The following is a 16,043-nucleotide window of genomic DNA, read 5'->3' on the forward strand; positions in this document are numbered from 1 at the left end:
TCCTCGCAGGCTGAGCTGTCCGCCATGATCCATGGCCTTCTCCGCCAACACCAGTCTCCGGAGTGCTGCAGCATCCCACCAACGTTGGGCGGCTCTGGTTCCTGAAAGGAATCGATGGCCGCGCCGATACACAGGCTCGGGAACGGAAACGGAACCGGACGGTGACTTTCCCCTGCGGTAGCCTCGTCGGGTGAATGCGGACTCGGAGGAACTGGCAGGGGGCAACGCCTCAGGACGCGTGGTACGCATTGGGATGACAGTCCGGAAGACCTGGCTGGATCATTCCGCAGCGGTGCAGGACTACATGAAGACCCTCCGCGGCCTGGGCGTTGACGTTCCGCTCCCCCTAGGTCGTGATGAGGTGGGCAGAAACACGGTTGAGTACATCGACGGTGTCTCGGCTATGGACAGCGTGCCGCTGGGACACTGTGAGCTGTTCCGGATCGGCGGCATGATCCGCCAGATCCATGATGCAAGCGAGGGGCTGCCGCTTCCGGACCCAGGTAGCTGGACCACTCTGCTACCGACCGAAAACCCAGATCTCATGTGCCACAACGATCTTGCCCCGTGGAACCTGATCCTCGGGGAGCGCTGGGTCTTTATCGACTGGGATGCCGCCGGACCAAGTACCCGGCTATGGGACCTGGCCTACGCGGCCCAGTCATTTGCCACGTTGTTTGAGGGACAACCCGTGGCTGAGGCTGCCCGGAGACTGAAAGCCTTCGTGGACGGCTATGGTGCCGACACCGCCCTCCGGCAGGCATTGCCCCAAGCTTTGGCAGAGCGGACCGCGGCAATGGACAACTTGCTGCGGAATGCTCACGGATCCGGACTTCAGCCATGGGCCCAGATGTACAACGAAGGACATGGGGAGCTCTGGGCTGCCGCCACAGGGTACGTCACTCGGAATCAGAAAACGTGGCAGAGTGCCCTTCTCGCCTAGTGAATCCATGCGCTTCAGCGCCCCGCCATGAGGACGTCAATCACTTCGGTGAGCACAGGCGCGAGCGTCGTGAGGCCAAGGACAATAAAGACGCCACCGGACACGCGCACTATGACGCGGTCCACGGAGGGCCGGCTCAGCCATGCACTGGCTGTATCAGCCGCCGTCGCCACGATCATCAGGTAGGCGCCTATGACTGCCGCAACTGTGCCCCCAACAACGGCGATGACAAAGAGCGGTCCGGCATTGGCGGGAGTGAATTGTGGTATCAGTGCCAGAAAAAACAGTCCCGTCTTAGGATTGCTCAAGCAACAGAGCAGACCGGCGAGAAACGACGCTCCGGCGCTCGGTGCAGTCAACAGTGGTCTGTGCGCCACCGCTGTTGACAGCGACGCGGTGGGGCCACTGTCCGGCGCTGCGCTTTCCACGAGACCCGATGGTGGCACGCGAGGTTCAGCACCGCGTGAGCGGTGGTGTGAGAGTGCCCTGCAGCCCAGGAAAATCAGGTAGCTCCCGCCGAGAACCTGAAAGGCATGAAACGCCGTGGGGGAGTTTCTCAGGAATGTCGCCACCCCGGCAGCAACCAGTGCGGCCCAGACGAAGATCCCTGACGTTGTGCCCAGTGCTGCCAAGACACCGGCGCGCCGCTGGCGAAGGGAGTACTGCAGGGTGAGGAGCGTATCGGGCCCAGGCGTCACCGCCAGGATGAGTGCCACGCCCAGAAGCGCAAGGTAATTTGTTGTGTTCATCGGTTCGCCTTCTGGTGTGACGCGGAATGCTCCAGCTGATGCGGGAACGATGCTGCACGGTACAGCGCACGTCAACTGTGACACCGCCCATGTATCGGCACAAGCAACTAATAACGGATGACTGGCAGGTATCGACTTATGATTGCTCATGCTCAACCTTCCCCGCCTCGTCATCCTCCGAGCAGTGATTGCCGCAGGATCTGTCCACGGAGCTGCCAACAGCCTGCATCTCGCACCTGCCACTGTGAGCCAGCATTTACGCGTGCTGGCCCGGGAGACCGGGCTTGTACTCTTTGAAAAGAGTGGCCGCGGCATCGATGCCACACCAGCAGCTCTTCACCTCGCAAAGGAAAGCGCCCACGCCCTGGCCGACCTTGAACGGCTCGAACGGACAGTGCTCGATCTGCGCCAGGGCCGGACAGAACGAATAACCTTCACGTGTTTTGCCTCTGTCGCACAAGCATGGATGCCCCGTGTGGTCAGTGTTCTGCAGTCTGCTGCTCCGGCAGCCGTTGTTGAGATCAGTATCGCTGAACTCCAGCGGCCCTCCGGAACGTCGAGCGCTGACGTTGATATCCGAAATGAGGCGCTCGACGCCGATCCTTTGCATGTTGACGGATACCAGCGACACGTTCTCTGCGACGAGGAGATGTGGCTGGTCCTGCCCCTGGAACACCGCTTGGCCAAGAACCGGATAGTCGACATGATCGACCTTCGGGACGAGCACTGGATTGACCATGACATCAATGACGGTCCAACAGGTAGGGTCATTGCCCAGGCCTGCCTGAGTGCAGGGTTCACGCCCCGCTACGTTGCCCGGCTCGATGACCATCATGCTGCGCTCGGTCTTGTGGCCGCCGGACTTGGCATCTGTGTTCTTCCGGGCCTGGCGTTGGCCGGCTTGCCTGCAAACCTCACGATCCGACAGGTTGCCAATCCCACAGTGGGCCGACGGATTGTCGCGTTCACCAGGAGTCGTCCCGATCGGGCCAGGCTTGTCCATCTGGCCCTGGGGGCGCTTCGTGAGGCGGCCGAATCCGCACATTAAGGACTAAAAGCGGCCCTGGCCAATGCAAACGCACTGGCAGAGCCGCTTTGTGTGCCCCAGGAGGGAATCGAACCCCCGACCGGCGGATTAGAAGGCCGCTGCTCTATCCCCTGAGCTACTGGGGCTGACACTGCGTAGATCCGGTGGACCTGACGCCTCAAAGAGTTTACCTGACCAGCTGCCGTGGCGGGTATCGCACCTCCCCTGGGACGTTATCCACATACGGATCTCCTGACCTTTTCCCGCGACCAGTGCCTGAGCAGACTGGAATCTCCATCAGGATTCACTTGCGCAGACAGGACACACGATCATGAATGACACCATGACCCTCAGGGGTTTTGTTGCAACGGATGTCAAGACCTCAACCACTCCAGGTGGCGTGCCAACGGCATCCTTCCGGATGGGGTGCACCGAACGTCGCTTCGACAAGGCACTGGGTGTCTGGATGGATGTGCATACCAACTGGTTTGCCGTTCAGGCATACCGCCAACTTGCAGGAAACATGGGATGCAGCATCAAAAAGGGGCAGCGCGTCATTGTGGTGGGTCGGCTCGAGCTCAGGAGTTGGGAACATGAGGGACGTGTGTATCACGCGAGTGAAATTGATGCTGAGTCACTTGGCCACGACCTTACGTGGGGAACAGCCAACTACATCCGCACTGTGTCAGCACCCACGGGAGACCACAGCGGAACCGGAGACGGCACCTCAGAACCAGGACAGGTTCAGGTGCGCGATGACGAGGGAACCATCCTGAACGTCAACGCTGAGACAGGCGAAGTTGATGACGCTCCCGATGGTGAGGAGCAGGCCGGAGACCAAGCCCAGGAGCATCCAGCGTCAGATCGTGAGGCTGCGTAGCGGGATATTTTGGTGCGGGGCCATGGCTGGGTCTGCCGGGGGAGGTGTGGCTCAACCAATGTCCTGGGGCGGGGAATGTGAGTTCTTCCGTGGAACACACTAGATTTGGAACCATGGCGGAATTTATCTACACAATGACCAAGGCCCGCAAGGCTGTTGGCGAAAAACTCATTCTCGACGACGTAAGCATGTCCTTCTTCCCGGGTGCAAAGATCGGTGTTGTTGGTCCTAACGGTGCCGGTAAGTCCACCATCCTGAAAATCATGGCTGGACTGGACACCCCCTCTAACGGCGAAGCTCGGCTCAGCCCGGGATATTCCGTGGGAATCCTGCTACAGGAACCTCCGCTGAACGAGGAAAAAACCGTTCTGGGCAACGTCCAGGAAGGCGTTGGAGAGATCTACGGAAAGATCCAGCGCTTTAACGAGATCTCCGAAGAGATGGCCAGCCCCGACGCGGACTACGACGTGCTCCTCGAAGAAATGGGCAAGCTCCAGGAAGCAATTGACGATGCCGATGCCTGGGACCTCGACTCCCAGCTGGAGCAGGCTATGGATGCACTCCGTTGCCCGCCAGCTGACTCAGAGGTCACCAACCTTTCGGGCGGTGAGCGTCGCCGGGTTGCCCTGTGCAAACTCCTGCTCCAGAAGCCTGACCTGCTGCTGCTGGACGAGCCCACCAACCACCTTGACGCCGAAAGTGTCCTGTGGCTGGAGCAGCATCTCTCGTCCTACTCCGGTGCGGTGTTGGCCGTGACTCACGACAGGTACTTCCTGGACCACGTAGCAGAATGGATCGCAGAGGTTGACCGCGGCCACCTCTACCCCTACGAGGGCAACTACTCCACCTACCTTGAGAAGAAGCGCGCCCGCCTTGAAGTTCAAGGTAAGAAGGACGCCAAGCAGGCCAAGCGACTCACCGAAGAACTCGAGTGGGTCCGGTCCAACGCCAAGGGACGGCAGACAAAGTCCAAGGCGCGATTGGCCCGCTACGAGGAGATGGCTGCGGAGGCTGACCGCACCCGCAAGCTCGACTTCGAAGAGATCCAGATCCCGCCGGGACCACGCCTGGGTGGTGTTGTCCTTGAGGCGAAGAATCTCCAGAAGGGCTTTGACGGCCGCACCCTGATCGACGGGCTGAGCTTCACGCTTCCCCGCAACGGCATTGTTGGCGTCATCGGCCCCAACGGTGTCGGAAAGTCGACGCTGTTCAAGACCATTGTGGGCCTCGAGGAGCTGGACGGTGGTGATCTCAAGATCGGGGATTCGGTCAAGATCTCCTACGCTGACCAGAGCCGTGGTGGCATTGATCCCACCAAGACCCTCTGGGAAGTTGTCTCGGATGGACTGGACTTCATCCAGGTAGGGCAGGTAGAAATGCCGTCCCGTGCCTACGTGGCAGCCTTCGGCTTCAAGGGGCCGGATCAGCAGAAGAAGGCGGGTGTGCTCTCCGGTGGTGAGCGTAACCGCCTCAACCTGGCACTGACCCTCAAGCAGGGCGGAAACCTCCTGCTCCTTGATGAGCCCACTAACGACCTTGACGTCGAGACCCTCTCCAGCCTAGAGAACGCGCTGCTGGAATTCCCGGGCTGTGCTGTTGTGGTCTCGCACGATCGTTGGTTCCTGGACCGTGTCTCCACCCACATCCTCGCCTATGAGGGTGACGAGGAAAACCCGGCAAAGTGGTACTGGTTCGAGGGCAACTTCGAGTCCTACGAAGAGAACAAGATCGAGCGCCTTGGCCCGGACGCCGCCACGCCGCACCGCGTGACGCACCGCCGCCTGACGCGCGACTGACGCTTCCAGGGACGTGAGACCAAGACCCTGAGCACAAAATACGGCGCACGAAATACGGCCTGCCCCCTGGAATCCAGGGTGCAGGCCGTTTTGTTTTCGGTTGAAGGGGACGGATACGCCCCGGGCGCCTAGCGCGTCTGGTTTTCCGGAGGGCCATCCACAAAACCTTCGGGCACGCGCACCATTCCTTCTTGGGCTACGGTTGCCACAAGCTCACCCTGGCGGTTAAATATCTGGCCCTTCGCGAGCCCGCGGGCACCCTGGGCCGTTGGAGAGTCCTGAACGTACAGCAACCACTCGTCCACCCGTGCCGGACGGTGCCACCACATGGCATGGTCAAGGCTGGCCACATTCATGCCGGGAGTGATCCAGCTCAGCCCGTGTCGGCGGAGGATAGCCTCGAGCAGCGTGTAGTCGCTGGCGTAGGCAAGGGCTGCCCGGTGGAGGTTGGCGTCTTCTGGCATAGGCCCGAAGGTCTTCATCCACACGGCATTGACCGCCTGTTGGGGTCCTTTGGCGGACACATACAGTGGGCTGTCAATGTGACGGATATCAAATGGGCGTTCATAGGCCCAATGCCTGGCCACTGGATGGTCGAAGGCCCCCAACAGGTCTGCGGTAGTGGGCAGCGACTCCGGATCCGGGACGTCCGCTGGCATGCGCACCTGGTGTTCCACGCCGTCGTCGGCAGTCTGGAATGAGGCGATCATCGACAGGATTGGCTTGCCGTTCTGGTAGGCGTGGACCCGGCGGGCCGAGAACGACCTGCCGTCGCGGAGCCTTTCGACGCCGAAGGTGATGTTCGCGTTGGCGTCGCCCGGGCGCAGGAAATATCCATGCATGGAGTGGATGTCACGGTCCGGCTCGACTGTCCTGACTGCCGCCACGATGGACTGCGCCAGCACCTGGCCACCGAAGACACGCTGGCCGGGCTGCCTCTGCGAGGGTCCCAGGAAAATGTCTTCGTCCGTCCGCACACCCTGCAGGTCACCCAGCGTCAGAAGGTCGATCAGTGAGGCAGTAGGGTCTCCGCCGGGCGAAACGGGCAGCGGTGCGGGGGCTTCAGTCATGCTTCGACTCTAGACGCCACCCTGAGGCCGCTCAACTGGAGCCGTGACGGTAGTGTTCTAGGTGTGTCAGAGCTCCTCACTTCCTCTTTCCATTTCGCCGATCCCCAGGATCTGGCGGACCTCCGTACTTTTGTGACCCGCGCCAAAAACGTTGACGACGGCGCCATTCGCCTGCAGGGATCGGGTTCGGTTTTGGCCGCATACGTCTGCGTTCTGCGGCCCCGGTTGTTGGGCGAATCGACGCCTACCATTCTGGGACTGCGCACCATGGCGCTGTCCCGTCCCTCAACAGTGGACGTGACGGTTCCACTGTCAGCAGTTCTGGACCGGATCGCCCGTGCGTCGGAAAACTCGGCCAGCCTGCCGGTTCCGCCGTCCACGGTCAGCGAGTCCTGGACGGGTGTGAGCGCGCCAAGGTCGGGGTGGGACCCCGTGGGGCCCGTCTCGGAGATCGATCTCCGGAGTGTTGCGGAGGCAGGGATCAGGGAGGTCGCCGACCTGGTGCCGAGCAGTGCAGGTGCGATGATGGTCAACAACGCCCGGGCCAACGTCTGGGGGCGTCCGGTAGATTTTGCCGCTGGCTTGCCCGCGGGTGCCGCATTCGCAGCCCTGACCCTTGGGTTCCTGGCGGACGGTAAGCAGGAGCTCTACCGCGCCGGGCGCTGGTTCCGGCTCAGTGGCCCGCGCGGCCACGTCCTGATCCGGACAGGAATAAACATCGGACTGCCGCGCTAGAGATCGTCAGTGAAGGGTCGGTGTGTTGGGGCTGAGTGGTTCCGAACGTCTTCAGCGCAGCGCTCCGGAGGAGGGACTGTTGATCATGGACAGTGCGGCACGCTCCATGTAATCCCACAGCGTGCCCTCGTGCAGGGGCGGAAGTTCAAGGGCGTCCACGGCCACACGCATGTGGAGCAACCACCGATCTTTTGCCTCGGGGGTGACCCCGAATGGCATGTGGCGCATGCGCAGCCGGGGGTGTCCGCGTTCCTGTCCATAGGTTGTGGGGCCTCCCCAATACTGCTCAAGAAACATGAGGAACCGGCGTTTTGCCGGCCCCAGATCCTCTTCCGGGTACATGGCCCGTAGAAGCGGATCTGCTGCGACGCCATCGTAAAACACGTCGATGAGCTTCACGAAGGTCTCGTGTCCGCCGACGGCGTCGTAGAAGTTGTCTGTGTAAAGGGGCTTGGTGAAGGGATCGTTCTGCAACAGCTGGCGCGGCTGCCCCGGTCCGCCTGGGGCAGATCCGCCTGTCGCTGTTCCACCCGATGATGGATCTGTTGGTGAAGTCATGATTCAGTCGCCTGCCTTCTGCTGTGTTTTGTTCAGTTGCCCGGTGGTGGGGCCGGTGGGGTGTTCATCAACGGTGACTGCGGTTGCAGGCTCTTCGATGGAGCTGGTGGGTGCACCAGCGGCAATATATTTCCCTTGGGACCGGTTGCCCACACGGAGAATTTCGCCGTTGCGCAGGTACCAGATGGCGCCGTCCTCTGCGAGGACACGGGTGATCCGAAGGCCCATCGCCTGCACGGTACCCACGACCTCACTGGTTTCGATCACATCGCCAATTCCGTATTGGTCCTCGATGGTAATGAAGATGCCGGCCAGGAAATCACGGATCAGCTGCTGCGCGCCGAAACCAATGGCAATACCCAGGATGCCTACGCTGGTCAGCAGCGGCGCGATATTGATGTTCAGGTTCTGCAGGACATACATGATCGTAATGATGGCAATCAGCACGCCCACCACGCTCTTGAGCAGGGCCCCGATGGTCTCGGATCGTTGAACCCTTCGCTCATGGTCCAGGGCACGCAATGCCGGGCTGACCCACCGGAAGTGTTTGCGTTTAAAAAGGGAGGACCCGGTGGCGACCCGGCGCGTCACCCGGGAGATGACAAAAGAGGCCACAACCCAGACAACAACGCCGACTCCGACGCTGATCAGCACTCCGGGGAGGCTGAAGCCTGCGGGCGCGTCCGTCAAGGAAGCTGTTATCGACAACGGGCTGCTCATCTACGGAAAATCTCCTTTGGGTGTGCCGGCAGCATCGACGCATTGTGCCGGTCAGGCGTGTTCGCCCGACGCATAAGACTCTGGTGTCGATTCAGCCTAGCGCCGTAGCGTGCAGGCATGCGCATTCTGATCTTGGGTGGGAACGCCTGGCTGGGACAGCTGATCGCCCGCCATGGTGTTGACAGCGGTCATGACGTGACCTGCGTGGTACGCGGGACCTCGGGCGAGGTTGCTTTGGGTGCCACGCTGGTGACTGCGGACCGCGACAACGACGACGGACTGGCAGCTGTGGCGGACATCAGGTGGGATGCAGTCATTGACGTTGCCCGTCAGCCCGGTCACGTGCGCCGTGCAGTCCGGGACCTTCGCGGTGCCGCCCGGTACGTTTTCGTCTCATCCGCCAGCGCCTACGCGCAGCAAGGTCCCTTGGGCCAGGGGGAAGACGCAGCGCTTCTTACCCCTCTGGCAGCAGATGTCATGGAGTCGACAGCGGACTACGGGGCAGCGAAGGTTGCCTGTGAGGAGGCCATCCTCACGAGTTTTGGCCCAGGCCGATCGTTGATCGCACGGGCGGGGCTGATAGGCGGTCCGGGTGATACTTCCGGGCGGACAGGCTATTGGCCCCTGCGCTGTGCTTTTCCTGCTCGCGCTGATGGAGGTGTTCTGGCCCCGGATGATCTTGGAATTCCCACGCAGATCATCGATGTCCGCGATTTGGCTGCCTGGCTGATCCGCGGCTGTGAGCAAGGAACTGCCGGAATCTTCAACGCGACCGGCTACTCGATTCCCCTGGGCGAGCATCTTGCGCAGGCCCGTCTGGCCGCCGGACACGGCGGACGTCTCGTCTTGGCCGCCGGGCAGTGGCTCAAGGCCAGAAACATTAGCGAATGGTCCGGCCCCTCGTCGTTACCCCTGTGGCTGAGCGATCCGGACTGGCAGGGAATGAATGCGCGGTCCAACGGGCGCGCCGTCGCGCGTGGACTCTCGCTGCGACCACTCGTGGATACTTTGCGGGACACCCTCGACTGGGAAGTGCAGCAGGGTATCGACCGCCAGAGAGAGGCTGGTTTGACCCGGGCAGAGGAAGCCGAGCTTCTGGCAGAAATCTGTGGCGGCCGTTGATCCAGGCAGCATAAAGACGCTCTGTCAGGTGGCTGTAGTGACAGGTGCGTGGAGCACCGGAAAATTCACACTGCGGGCAATAAAGCACACGGCATTAGCTGCTTTATGTAGTTCCTCGGCACCGGAAACATGCGCGGGGTCGGCCACGGTGACCTGCGGATTCAGCGTTACCGATGCGAACTGCCCACTGCCGTCCCGATTCAGTCGCATCAGGCCCGTTGCGTTGTCCTCATAGGAGGTCACCACCACTCCGCGCTGGACAGCGATGTGGAGGAAAGAGAGCATGTGGCACTGAGCCAGGGCACTGAGCAGCAGCTGCTCGGGATTGAAGCGGTTCTTGTCACCGTGAAACGTGGAATCGGCAGAACCGGCCAGGACCGGCAGCCCGGGAATCAGGATGTCGTGATCGCGGGAGTACCCCCGGTAGGTCGACGTACCCTTACCCAGGTTGCCGGTCCACCGCACCGTGAGTTCGTAGCGGTGTTCATCGAGTTTCATGGGGCAAGTCTAGGACCACACCACGGGACACAGCGGTCCCGTGGTGTGGTGGCCCAGGGCTCAGGCGTCCTAAACCTCGACGTCGGCCGCACGTGCCCGCAGGGCACGCGCAACGCCGTCGCGGTTCTCGAGCATCATTCGCCGCAGCGCGGCGCTGTCCGCCGGAAGCTCCGCCAGGAACTTATCAGTGCGGTCCACAGTCGCCTGGCTGGTAAGCGTTGCCGGATAGAGGCCAACCACAATCTGCGACGCCAGGGCATGCGTACGGTTGGCCACTATTGCCGGGACAGCCTCGAAGTACTTTTCCGCGTAGGGTTCCAGCAGGGCAGTGTCGTGAACGCGCATGAAGCCAGCAACTGCGGAGCCCTGCAGCGCGTTGGACAGATCCCCCTTGACCACAATGGAATTCCAGGCAGCGGCCTTGGCTTCGGCGGTCGGCAGGGCTGCCGTGGCGAGGGCCGCGGCGTTCTGGCCACTGGAGGTGTTGTCCGCAGCAAGTTCGGAGTCGATTGATTCCTGCCCCATTCGCCCACCAGCGACCAGTGCGGCCACCAACTCCCAGCGCAGGTCCTGTTCGACGTCGAGGCCGTCCAGGGTTACCGAGCCGTCCAAGAGGCCGGCGACACTGTTCAACTGGGCCGGACTGCCTGCGAGCAGGGCAAATGACTTCACGAACTGCAGCTGCGCATCCGAACCAGCGGCAACGGAGCCAGCAAGTTCCCACAGTCGATCCGCTGCGCCCAAGATCGTTGCCTCGCGGTGCTCGGCAGCAACATAGAACTTCAGTGTTGTGGCCAGCTGGCGAAGCTGAACTGAGATCACCGAGGAGTCAGTCTCGGATGCCACATTGGCCAGGATCAGCTCGACGTACGCCCGTGCCGGAGTTTCTCCGTCGCGCGCTGCATCCCAGGCAGAGTTCCATACCAGCGTCCGGGGCAGGCTTGTGCCGAAGTCCTTCAGGTGTGCTGTAGCGGTGGCCAGGGACACCGGGTCCAGGCGCACTTTGGCGTAGGCGAGGTCGTCATCGTTCACCAGGATCAGGTCCGGACGGTTAAGCCCCACGAGGGCCGGCACTTCTGTGCGTTCGCCGTCGACGTCGAGTTCCTCGCGGTGCACACGTTCCAGGGTCCCGGATTCTCCCAGGCTGTAGAACCCAACAGCGAGGCGGTGCGGCCGGATGGTGGGCTGATCAGCAACGGCTGACTGGACGATGGCAAACGCGGTGATAGCGCCCGCATCATCAACGGCTACGTCCGGTGTCAGAGTGTTGACACCGGACGTCTCCAGCCAGAGCTGGCCCCACCTATCAAGCTCGCGGCCACTTGCAGCCTCAAGCTCAACCATCAGATCGCTGAGTTCCGTGTTTTTCCAGGAGTGCTTGCGGAAATACTCACGAACGCCGGACATGAATTGCTCCGGGCCGACCCAGGCCACTAGCTGTCGCAGCACTGAGGCGCCCTTTGCGTATGTGATGCCGTCAAAGTTGACCTCAACGTCCTGCAGGTCGTTGATCTCGGCGAAGATCGGGTGCGTTGTGGGCAACTGGTCCTGGCGGTAGGCCCAGGATTTCTCGACTGCGGCGAATGTGGTCCAGGCGCTGGTGAAGGACGTGTTCTCCACTGCAGCAAGATGGGACATGTACTCGGCAAAGGACTCGTTGAGCCACAGGTCGTTCCACCAACGCATGGTCACAAGGTCGCCAAACCACATGTGGGCGAGTTCGTGCAGGATGGTGATGGCACGGCGTTCTACCTGGGCCCCGGTTACTTTGCCGCGGAACACGTAGCCTTCGAGGATGGTGACGGCTCCGGCGTTTTCCATTGCTCCAGCGTTAAATTCGGGAACAAAGAGCTGGTCATATTTCTCGAACGGGTAGGGGCAGCCGAACTGCTTTTCGTAGAATTCGAAGCCCTGCCGCGTCAACTCGAAAATGTTCTCGGCATCTAGGTACTGCATGAGTGATTTGCGGGCAAAAACTCCCAGGGGGACAGTGCGTCCGTCTGAACTTGTCACTTCGCTTCGGATGGACTCGTACGGCCCAGCGATCAGTGCCGTCACGTAGGAGGAGAGCCGGGGAGTGGGAGCAAAGGACCACGTGGCGCGGGCCGTGCCGTCTGCGCTGGTGCCCGCATCCTGCGGCGTCGGCGTGGGGGAGTTGGAAATGAGGTCCCACGACGAGGGAGCCGTGACAGTGAAAGCGAAGGTCGCCTTCAGGTCCGGCTGTTCGAAGACGGGGAACATCCGCCGCGAATCCGGCACCTCAAACTGCGTGTACAGGTACACCTCACCATCAACGGGGTCCACGAATCGGTGCAGGCCCTCGCCGGTGTTCATATACGGAGCATCGGCGACAATGGTGAGCTCATTGCGCTCGGCAAGATGGGGAAGCTGGATGCGGATTCCGTCAGCAACCGTCGCTGGGTCCAGGATCGCACCGTTGAGCGTGACACTGTGGACGGCGTCCGTAACGGCATCAATAAAGGTTGTTGATCCTGAAATGGCCGTAAACACGACCGTCGTGGTGGACCTGAATACACGTGGTCCCGTGGTCAGGTCCAGCGTCACGTCGTAGGAGTCGACGGATATCAGGTCAGCGCGTTCGCGTGCCTCGGCGCGCGTGAGGTTCATGCCTGGCAAAGAAGTGCCTCCAGAAGAAAAGTCGGAGCCGGTGGTCTGCGACCCTTTCCGGCCTGGGCAGCGAGGGTCTCAGCGGAAGAGCGTTCGCCAATGCCGTGGACATCTCACTGTGAAATCATTGTTTCACTTCTTTGTCCGTTGGCAAGTGCCCCTTTGGGGCAGCTGTCCCGCAGGCGTTCCGTGCGGGAGTAGCGTGGAGGCCATGGGTACGCTTCATGACACCGTTGACCGAAAGGCACTCCGCTTTGCCCTCGGGTTTCCGGTGGTTCTCGCTGGAGCTTTTGCCGTCTCCGCAGTCCTTATCCGCCCCGACCTTCCCACGCCGCTGGCCGTCGCATGGAACGCCGAGGGTGGGGCGGCCTTTGCGCCTTTCGAAGCCTATGTTGGCCTGGGAAGTGCGCTGATTGTGGTGCTGGGGTGGATGATCTTCCTGCAGGCTGTCCCAGTCTCGCGCCCCACTGTGATGCGACGGATCATGATGGGGGTGGGCCTGTTCAGTGTCCTCTTTATCACCAGCGTCCTTGCCGCCGGGCTGATTGGCCAGGCCGGAATTGCCGATGCGCGAGACTCCCGGGTCGATGCCACAGTGCTCGCCCTCGGCAGCGGCGCTGCAGTCGGGCTCGGTGTGGTGATGGGTTTTGTCTTCAAGGCCGACCAGCAATGGTCTGCCGAGGACGATTCTGCCTTCAAGCGTGAGCTTGCGCATCTGCTGGACCCGGACCTGGCACGTGATTCGTTCTACGGCTGGGCGCATGCGCGGAGCTCCATATTTGTCATGATAACGCTGGCGGGTACGTCCCCAGCTGCCCTGCTCTTCCTGGCCGTTCCCTGGCTGGGCCTCACGCTGCTGGCCCTTGCGGTGGTAGCTGCCGCGTTTCTAGTCACTCGGATCAGTGCCGACCGGCTCGGACTGCGGATCTACCTCGCGGGACTCATTCCAGTGGTGCGTCTTCGCGCTGCGGAGATTGATTCGGCCCAGGCCGCTGATGTCCAGGCCTCGGACTACGGTGGCTGGGGATTCCGGCGTGAGGGCGCCACGACCGCTGTCCTGGTGCGAAGCGGGGCCGCGGTGGTGGTACGCACAGCTGACGGCAGGAAATATGTTCTTTCGAGTCCCACTGCAGATTCTGCCCACCATTTGGCAGAACTGCTGGTCCGGGTTTCCACCCGCGCACGCCGTCCTCCCTCGACAGGCGGGGAACCAGGACCTGTCCAGCCCACCTAGTAGTCTGGACTCCTGTGGCCTTGGGACATCAATCCCGAAGGTCGCCAGAGCCCTGTATCCCACGTACCCGCCTGGCCCGGCCGTACACCGGCGCCCCAGCACCGAACGGATTTCACCGTGACCTCAGCTTCCGGACTTCCCCGCGTCCACATCGCCACCGACCATGCAGGCATGGAGTTGAGCGCGCACCTAGTGAGCCATCTCGGTGCCAAAGGATACGACGTTGTTGATCACGGCCCCCGGGAGTATGACGCGCTGGACGATTACCCGTCATTCTGCATCAACGCTGCCGCGGCCGTTGTGGCTGACCAGGCGGCCGGCATCCATGCGCTAGGAATCGTCCTTGGTGGTTCTGGAAACGGTGAGCAGATTGCCGCCAACAAAGTCAGGGGTGTCCGGGCGGCGTTGGCGTGGAACCACTCGACAGCGGTACTGGCCCGTGAACACAATGACGCCAATGTTGTGGCGGTGGGTGGGCGCCAGCACTCAGTTGAGGAGGCAACGGCACTGATTGAGGCCTTTCTGAGCGAACCCTTCAGCAATGACGAACGCCATCTTCGCCGGATCGGGAAAATTTCAACGTATGAGGAGACCGGCGAGGTCGCCAACTAGTGCCTGAGGGTCATTCCGTCCACCGCCTTGCACAGCAGTTCAGAGACATCTTTACGGACGAAAAGCTCACTGTGACGAGTCCGCAGGGCCGCTTTGTGGCAGGCGCTGCCGTGTTGGATGGCCATGTCATGGAGTCCACTGAAGCACACGGAAAACATATGTTTCTGCACTTTGACAACGGCCTGCAACTCCATGTCCACCTGGGCCTCTACGGTGCCTGGAGCTTTGGTGGTGACGCCACGTTCAGGGGTGCTTCAAGTATTGGTGCTCCACGCCGGGTGGGGGAGCGGGAGACGTTCGACGCCGGAGCTGCCGCTGCTGGGATGGGAACTGCTGCCGGCACGGACGGCGAACACACCGCCGCGGGTGCCTCGGCCAAGGCGGTCGACGGGGATTACGCGGGCCCGCCGCCACCTGTGGGCGCAGTCCGGGTCCGCCTGGAGTCGCGCCATGGCTGGGCAGACCTTCGCGGCGCTACGGCCTGCGAGGCGCTGACGGAAGAAGAGGCGGCACGTATCCACGCACGCCTGGGCCCTGACCCGCTGCGTAACTCACGGGGTGATGCGGGGCAATTTGCCGCCAACCTGCAGAAGCGTAAGCCGTCCATAGCAGCCCTTCTGATGGACCAGAAAATCATTGCCGGTGTGGGGAACGTCTACCGGGCAGAAGTCCTTTTCAGGGAACGGCTCAACCCCTACCTCCCGGGCGGATCGCTGAGTGATCGCGACGCCCGCAAGGTGTGGCGCGACGTCGTGCGCGTCATGAACGACGGCGTGGTGGACGGCAAAATCATCACCACTCCGGCGAAATACTGGACGCGACGCAACGGGAAAACAGGACGCCTTCGCGCCGCGGACGGGACAGTGTCGCTGCCCAAAAAGACATCGACGATCCCCGTTCGGGCAGACGCCCACTACGTGTACAAGCGGGAAGGACTACCTTGCCGGGTCTGTGGCACAGTCATCCTGATGGCGGATCTGGTGGGGCGGAAACTCTACTGGTGCCCATCCTGCCAACAGGCTTAGTCGCTCGATCCCCTGATACCTGCACCGGAAGCACTGCCCTCCGCGGTGGGGTCCATGAACTCGCAGACGCACGAAAGGCCCCTCTGGTGAGGGGCCCTTCGGTGTTATGGAGGGGACGACGGGAATCGAACCCGCGTAATCAGTTTGGAAGACTGAGGCTTTACCATTAAGCTACGTCCCCGGGATCTCCACAATCGCTGCACTCATAGCTGCACCGCACGGTGGATTCTTTCCGGTCTGGCTGTTCAAGCCGGGTATAACTAAACCTAATGAATGCCCTGCATGTCAAATGTGCAAAGTGGAGCAAAAAACCCGTAGACTCGTCTGTGCACTAACGGGGTGTAGCTCAGCTTGGCTAGAGCACCTGCTTTGGGAGCAGGAAGTCGCAGGTTCAAATCCTGTCACCCCGACCCTCTCTGCCCGGTCCTTCGGGGCCGGGCAGAAAT

The 16,043-nt window shown here is 61.7% G+C and carries 15 protein-coding genes and 3 tRNA genes; 10 read left to right on the top strand and 8 right to left on the bottom strand.

Annotated features, from left to right (window positions below; all coding sequences use genetic code 11):
• The first annotated feature begins 190 nt into the window (after window positions 1-190).
• Window positions 191-943 (top strand): phosphotransferase, encoded by a 753-nt coding sequence (locus QMG79_RS04590; protein ID WP_283537421.1) that lies wholly within the window; start codon window positions 191-193, stop codon window positions 941-943.
• 14 nt (window positions 944-957) lie between these two features.
• On the opposite strand, the gene QMG79_RS04595 is transcribed toward QMG79_RS04590, so the two are convergent.
• Entirely contained in the window at window positions 958-1,692 is a 735-nt protein-coding gene (locus QMG79_RS04595) for a LysE family translocator (protein WP_283537422.1), read from the bottom strand.
• Between the two features lie 148 nt (window positions 1,693-1,840).
• On the opposite strand from QMG79_RS04595, the gene QMG79_RS04600 reads away from it, so the two are divergent.
• Window positions 1,841-2,740 (top strand): LysR family transcriptional regulator, encoded by a 900-nt coding sequence (locus tag QMG79_RS04600; protein ID WP_283537423.1) that lies wholly within the window; start codon window positions 1,841-1,843, stop codon window positions 2,738-2,740.
• Window positions 2,741-2,792: 52 nt separating this feature from the next.
• Here the strand turns inward: QMG79_RS04600 and QMG79_RS04605 are convergent.
• Window positions 2,793-2,865: transfer RNA gene (locus QMG79_RS04605), tRNA-Arg, on the bottom strand.
• A 185-nt stretch (window positions 2,866-3,050) separates the two neighbouring features.
• On the opposite strand from QMG79_RS04605, the gene QMG79_RS04610 reads away from it, so the two are divergent.
• Both QMG79_RS04610 and ettA read left to right on the top strand, forming a co-directional pair.
• A complete protein-coding gene (locus QMG79_RS04610) occupies window positions 3,051-3,599 on the top strand; it encodes a single-stranded DNA-binding protein (protein ID WP_283537424.1) in 549 nt (182 codons plus the stop codon).
• A 113-nt stretch (window positions 3,600-3,712) separates the two neighbouring features.
• Window positions 3,713-5,395, top strand: coding sequence for an energy-dependent translational throttle protein EttA (ettA, locus tag QMG79_RS04615; RefSeq protein WP_283537425.1), 1,683 nt, complete (start codon window positions 3,713-3,715; stop codon window positions 5,393-5,395).
• Between the two features lie 128 nt (window positions 5,396-5,523).
• On the opposite strand, the gene QMG79_RS04620 is transcribed toward ettA, so the two are convergent.
• Window positions 5,524-6,465: an acyl-CoA thioesterase gene (locus QMG79_RS04620; protein ID WP_283537426.1), complete on the bottom strand. Its 942-nt coding sequence runs from the start codon at window positions 6,463-6,465 to the stop codon at window positions 5,524-5,526.
• Between the two features lie 63 nt (window positions 6,466-6,528).
• Here QMG79_RS04620 and QMG79_RS04625 point away from each other — a divergent pair, with 63 nt between their 5' ends.
• Complete coding sequence (locus QMG79_RS04625) at window positions 6,529-7,200, top strand: DUF8185 domain-containing protein (protein ID WP_283537427.1); 672 nt, start codon at window positions 6,529-6,531, stop codon at window positions 7,198-7,200.
• A gap of 51 nt (window positions 7,201-7,251) precedes the next feature.
• On the opposite strand, the gene QMG79_RS04630 is transcribed toward QMG79_RS04625, so the two are convergent.
• Both QMG79_RS04630 and QMG79_RS04635 read right to left on the bottom strand, forming a co-directional pair.
• Window positions 7,252-7,758, bottom strand: a complete 507-nt coding sequence (locus tag QMG79_RS04630; protein WP_283537428.1) for a globin — start codon at window positions 7,756-7,758, stop codon at window positions 7,252-7,254.
• A gap of 3 nt (window positions 7,759-7,761) precedes the next feature.
• Complete coding sequence (locus QMG79_RS04635) at window positions 7,762-8,478, bottom strand: mechanosensitive ion channel family protein (RefSeq protein ID WP_283537429.1); 717 nt, start codon at window positions 8,476-8,478, stop codon at window positions 7,762-7,764.
• A 117-nt stretch (window positions 8,479-8,595) separates the two neighbouring features.
• Here QMG79_RS04635 and QMG79_RS04640 point away from each other — a divergent pair, with 117 nt between their 5' ends.
• Window positions 8,596-9,600, top strand: coding sequence for an NAD-dependent epimerase/dehydratase family protein (locus tag QMG79_RS04640; RefSeq protein ID WP_283537430.1), 1,005 nt, complete (start codon window positions 8,596-8,598; stop codon window positions 9,598-9,600).
• Window positions 9,601-9,624: 24 nt separating this feature from the next.
• Here the strand turns inward: QMG79_RS04640 and QMG79_RS04645 are convergent, their stop codons facing one another.
• Together QMG79_RS04645 and pepN are read right to left on the bottom strand one after the other, a co-directional pair.
• Window positions 9,625-10,098: an OsmC family protein gene (locus QMG79_RS04645; RefSeq protein ID WP_283537431.1), complete on the bottom strand. Its 474-nt coding sequence runs from the start codon at window positions 10,096-10,098 to the stop codon at window positions 9,625-9,627.
• A 69-nt stretch (window positions 10,099-10,167) separates the two neighbouring features.
• Window positions 10,168-12,726, bottom strand: coding sequence for an aminopeptidase N (gene pepN, locus QMG79_RS04650; RefSeq protein WP_283537432.1), 2,559 nt, complete (start codon window positions 12,724-12,726; stop codon window positions 10,168-10,170).
• A gap of 211 nt (window positions 12,727-12,937) precedes the next feature.
• Between pepN and QMG79_RS04655 the strand changes: the two genes are divergently transcribed.
• From QMG79_RS04655 to QMG79_RS04665, 3 genes are all read left to right on the top strand, one after another.
• The gene (locus QMG79_RS04655; RefSeq protein ID WP_283537433.1) at window positions 12,938-13,960 is read left to right on the top strand and encodes a hypothetical protein; all 1,023 of its coding nucleotides are present in this window, start codon (window positions 12,938-12,940) and stop codon (window positions 13,958-13,960) included.
• Window positions 13,961-14,077: 117 nt separating this feature from the next.
• Window positions 14,078-14,572 carry a ribose-5-phosphate isomerase gene (locus QMG79_RS04660; protein ID WP_283537434.1) on the top strand — a complete coding sequence of 165 codons (495 nt, stop codon included), beginning with the start codon at window positions 14,078-14,080 and terminating at the stop codon, window positions 14,570-14,572.
• A complete protein-coding gene (locus tag QMG79_RS04665) occupies window positions 14,572-15,597 on the top strand; it encodes an Fpg/Nei family DNA glycosylase (RefSeq protein WP_283537435.1) in 1,026 nt (341 codons plus the stop codon). Before QMG79_RS04660 ends, QMG79_RS04665 begins: the two co-directional genes overlap by 1 nt.
• Window positions 15,598-15,704: 107 nt before the next feature.
• Here QMG79_RS04665 and QMG79_RS04670 read toward each other — a convergent pair.
• A tRNA-Gly gene (locus QMG79_RS04670) sits at window positions 15,705-15,778 on the bottom strand.
• A 154-nt stretch (window positions 15,779-15,932) separates the two neighbouring features.
• Here QMG79_RS04670 and QMG79_RS04675 point away from each other — a divergent pair.
• A tRNA-Pro gene (locus tag QMG79_RS04675) sits at window positions 15,933-16,007 on the top strand.
• Window positions 16,008-16,043 lie beyond the last annotated feature (36 nt).

This window comes from Pseudarthrobacter sp. PS3-L1, assembly GCF_030063285.1.
Classification (GTDB): domain Bacteria; phylum Actinomycetota; class Actinomycetes; order Actinomycetales; family Micrococcaceae; genus Arthrobacter.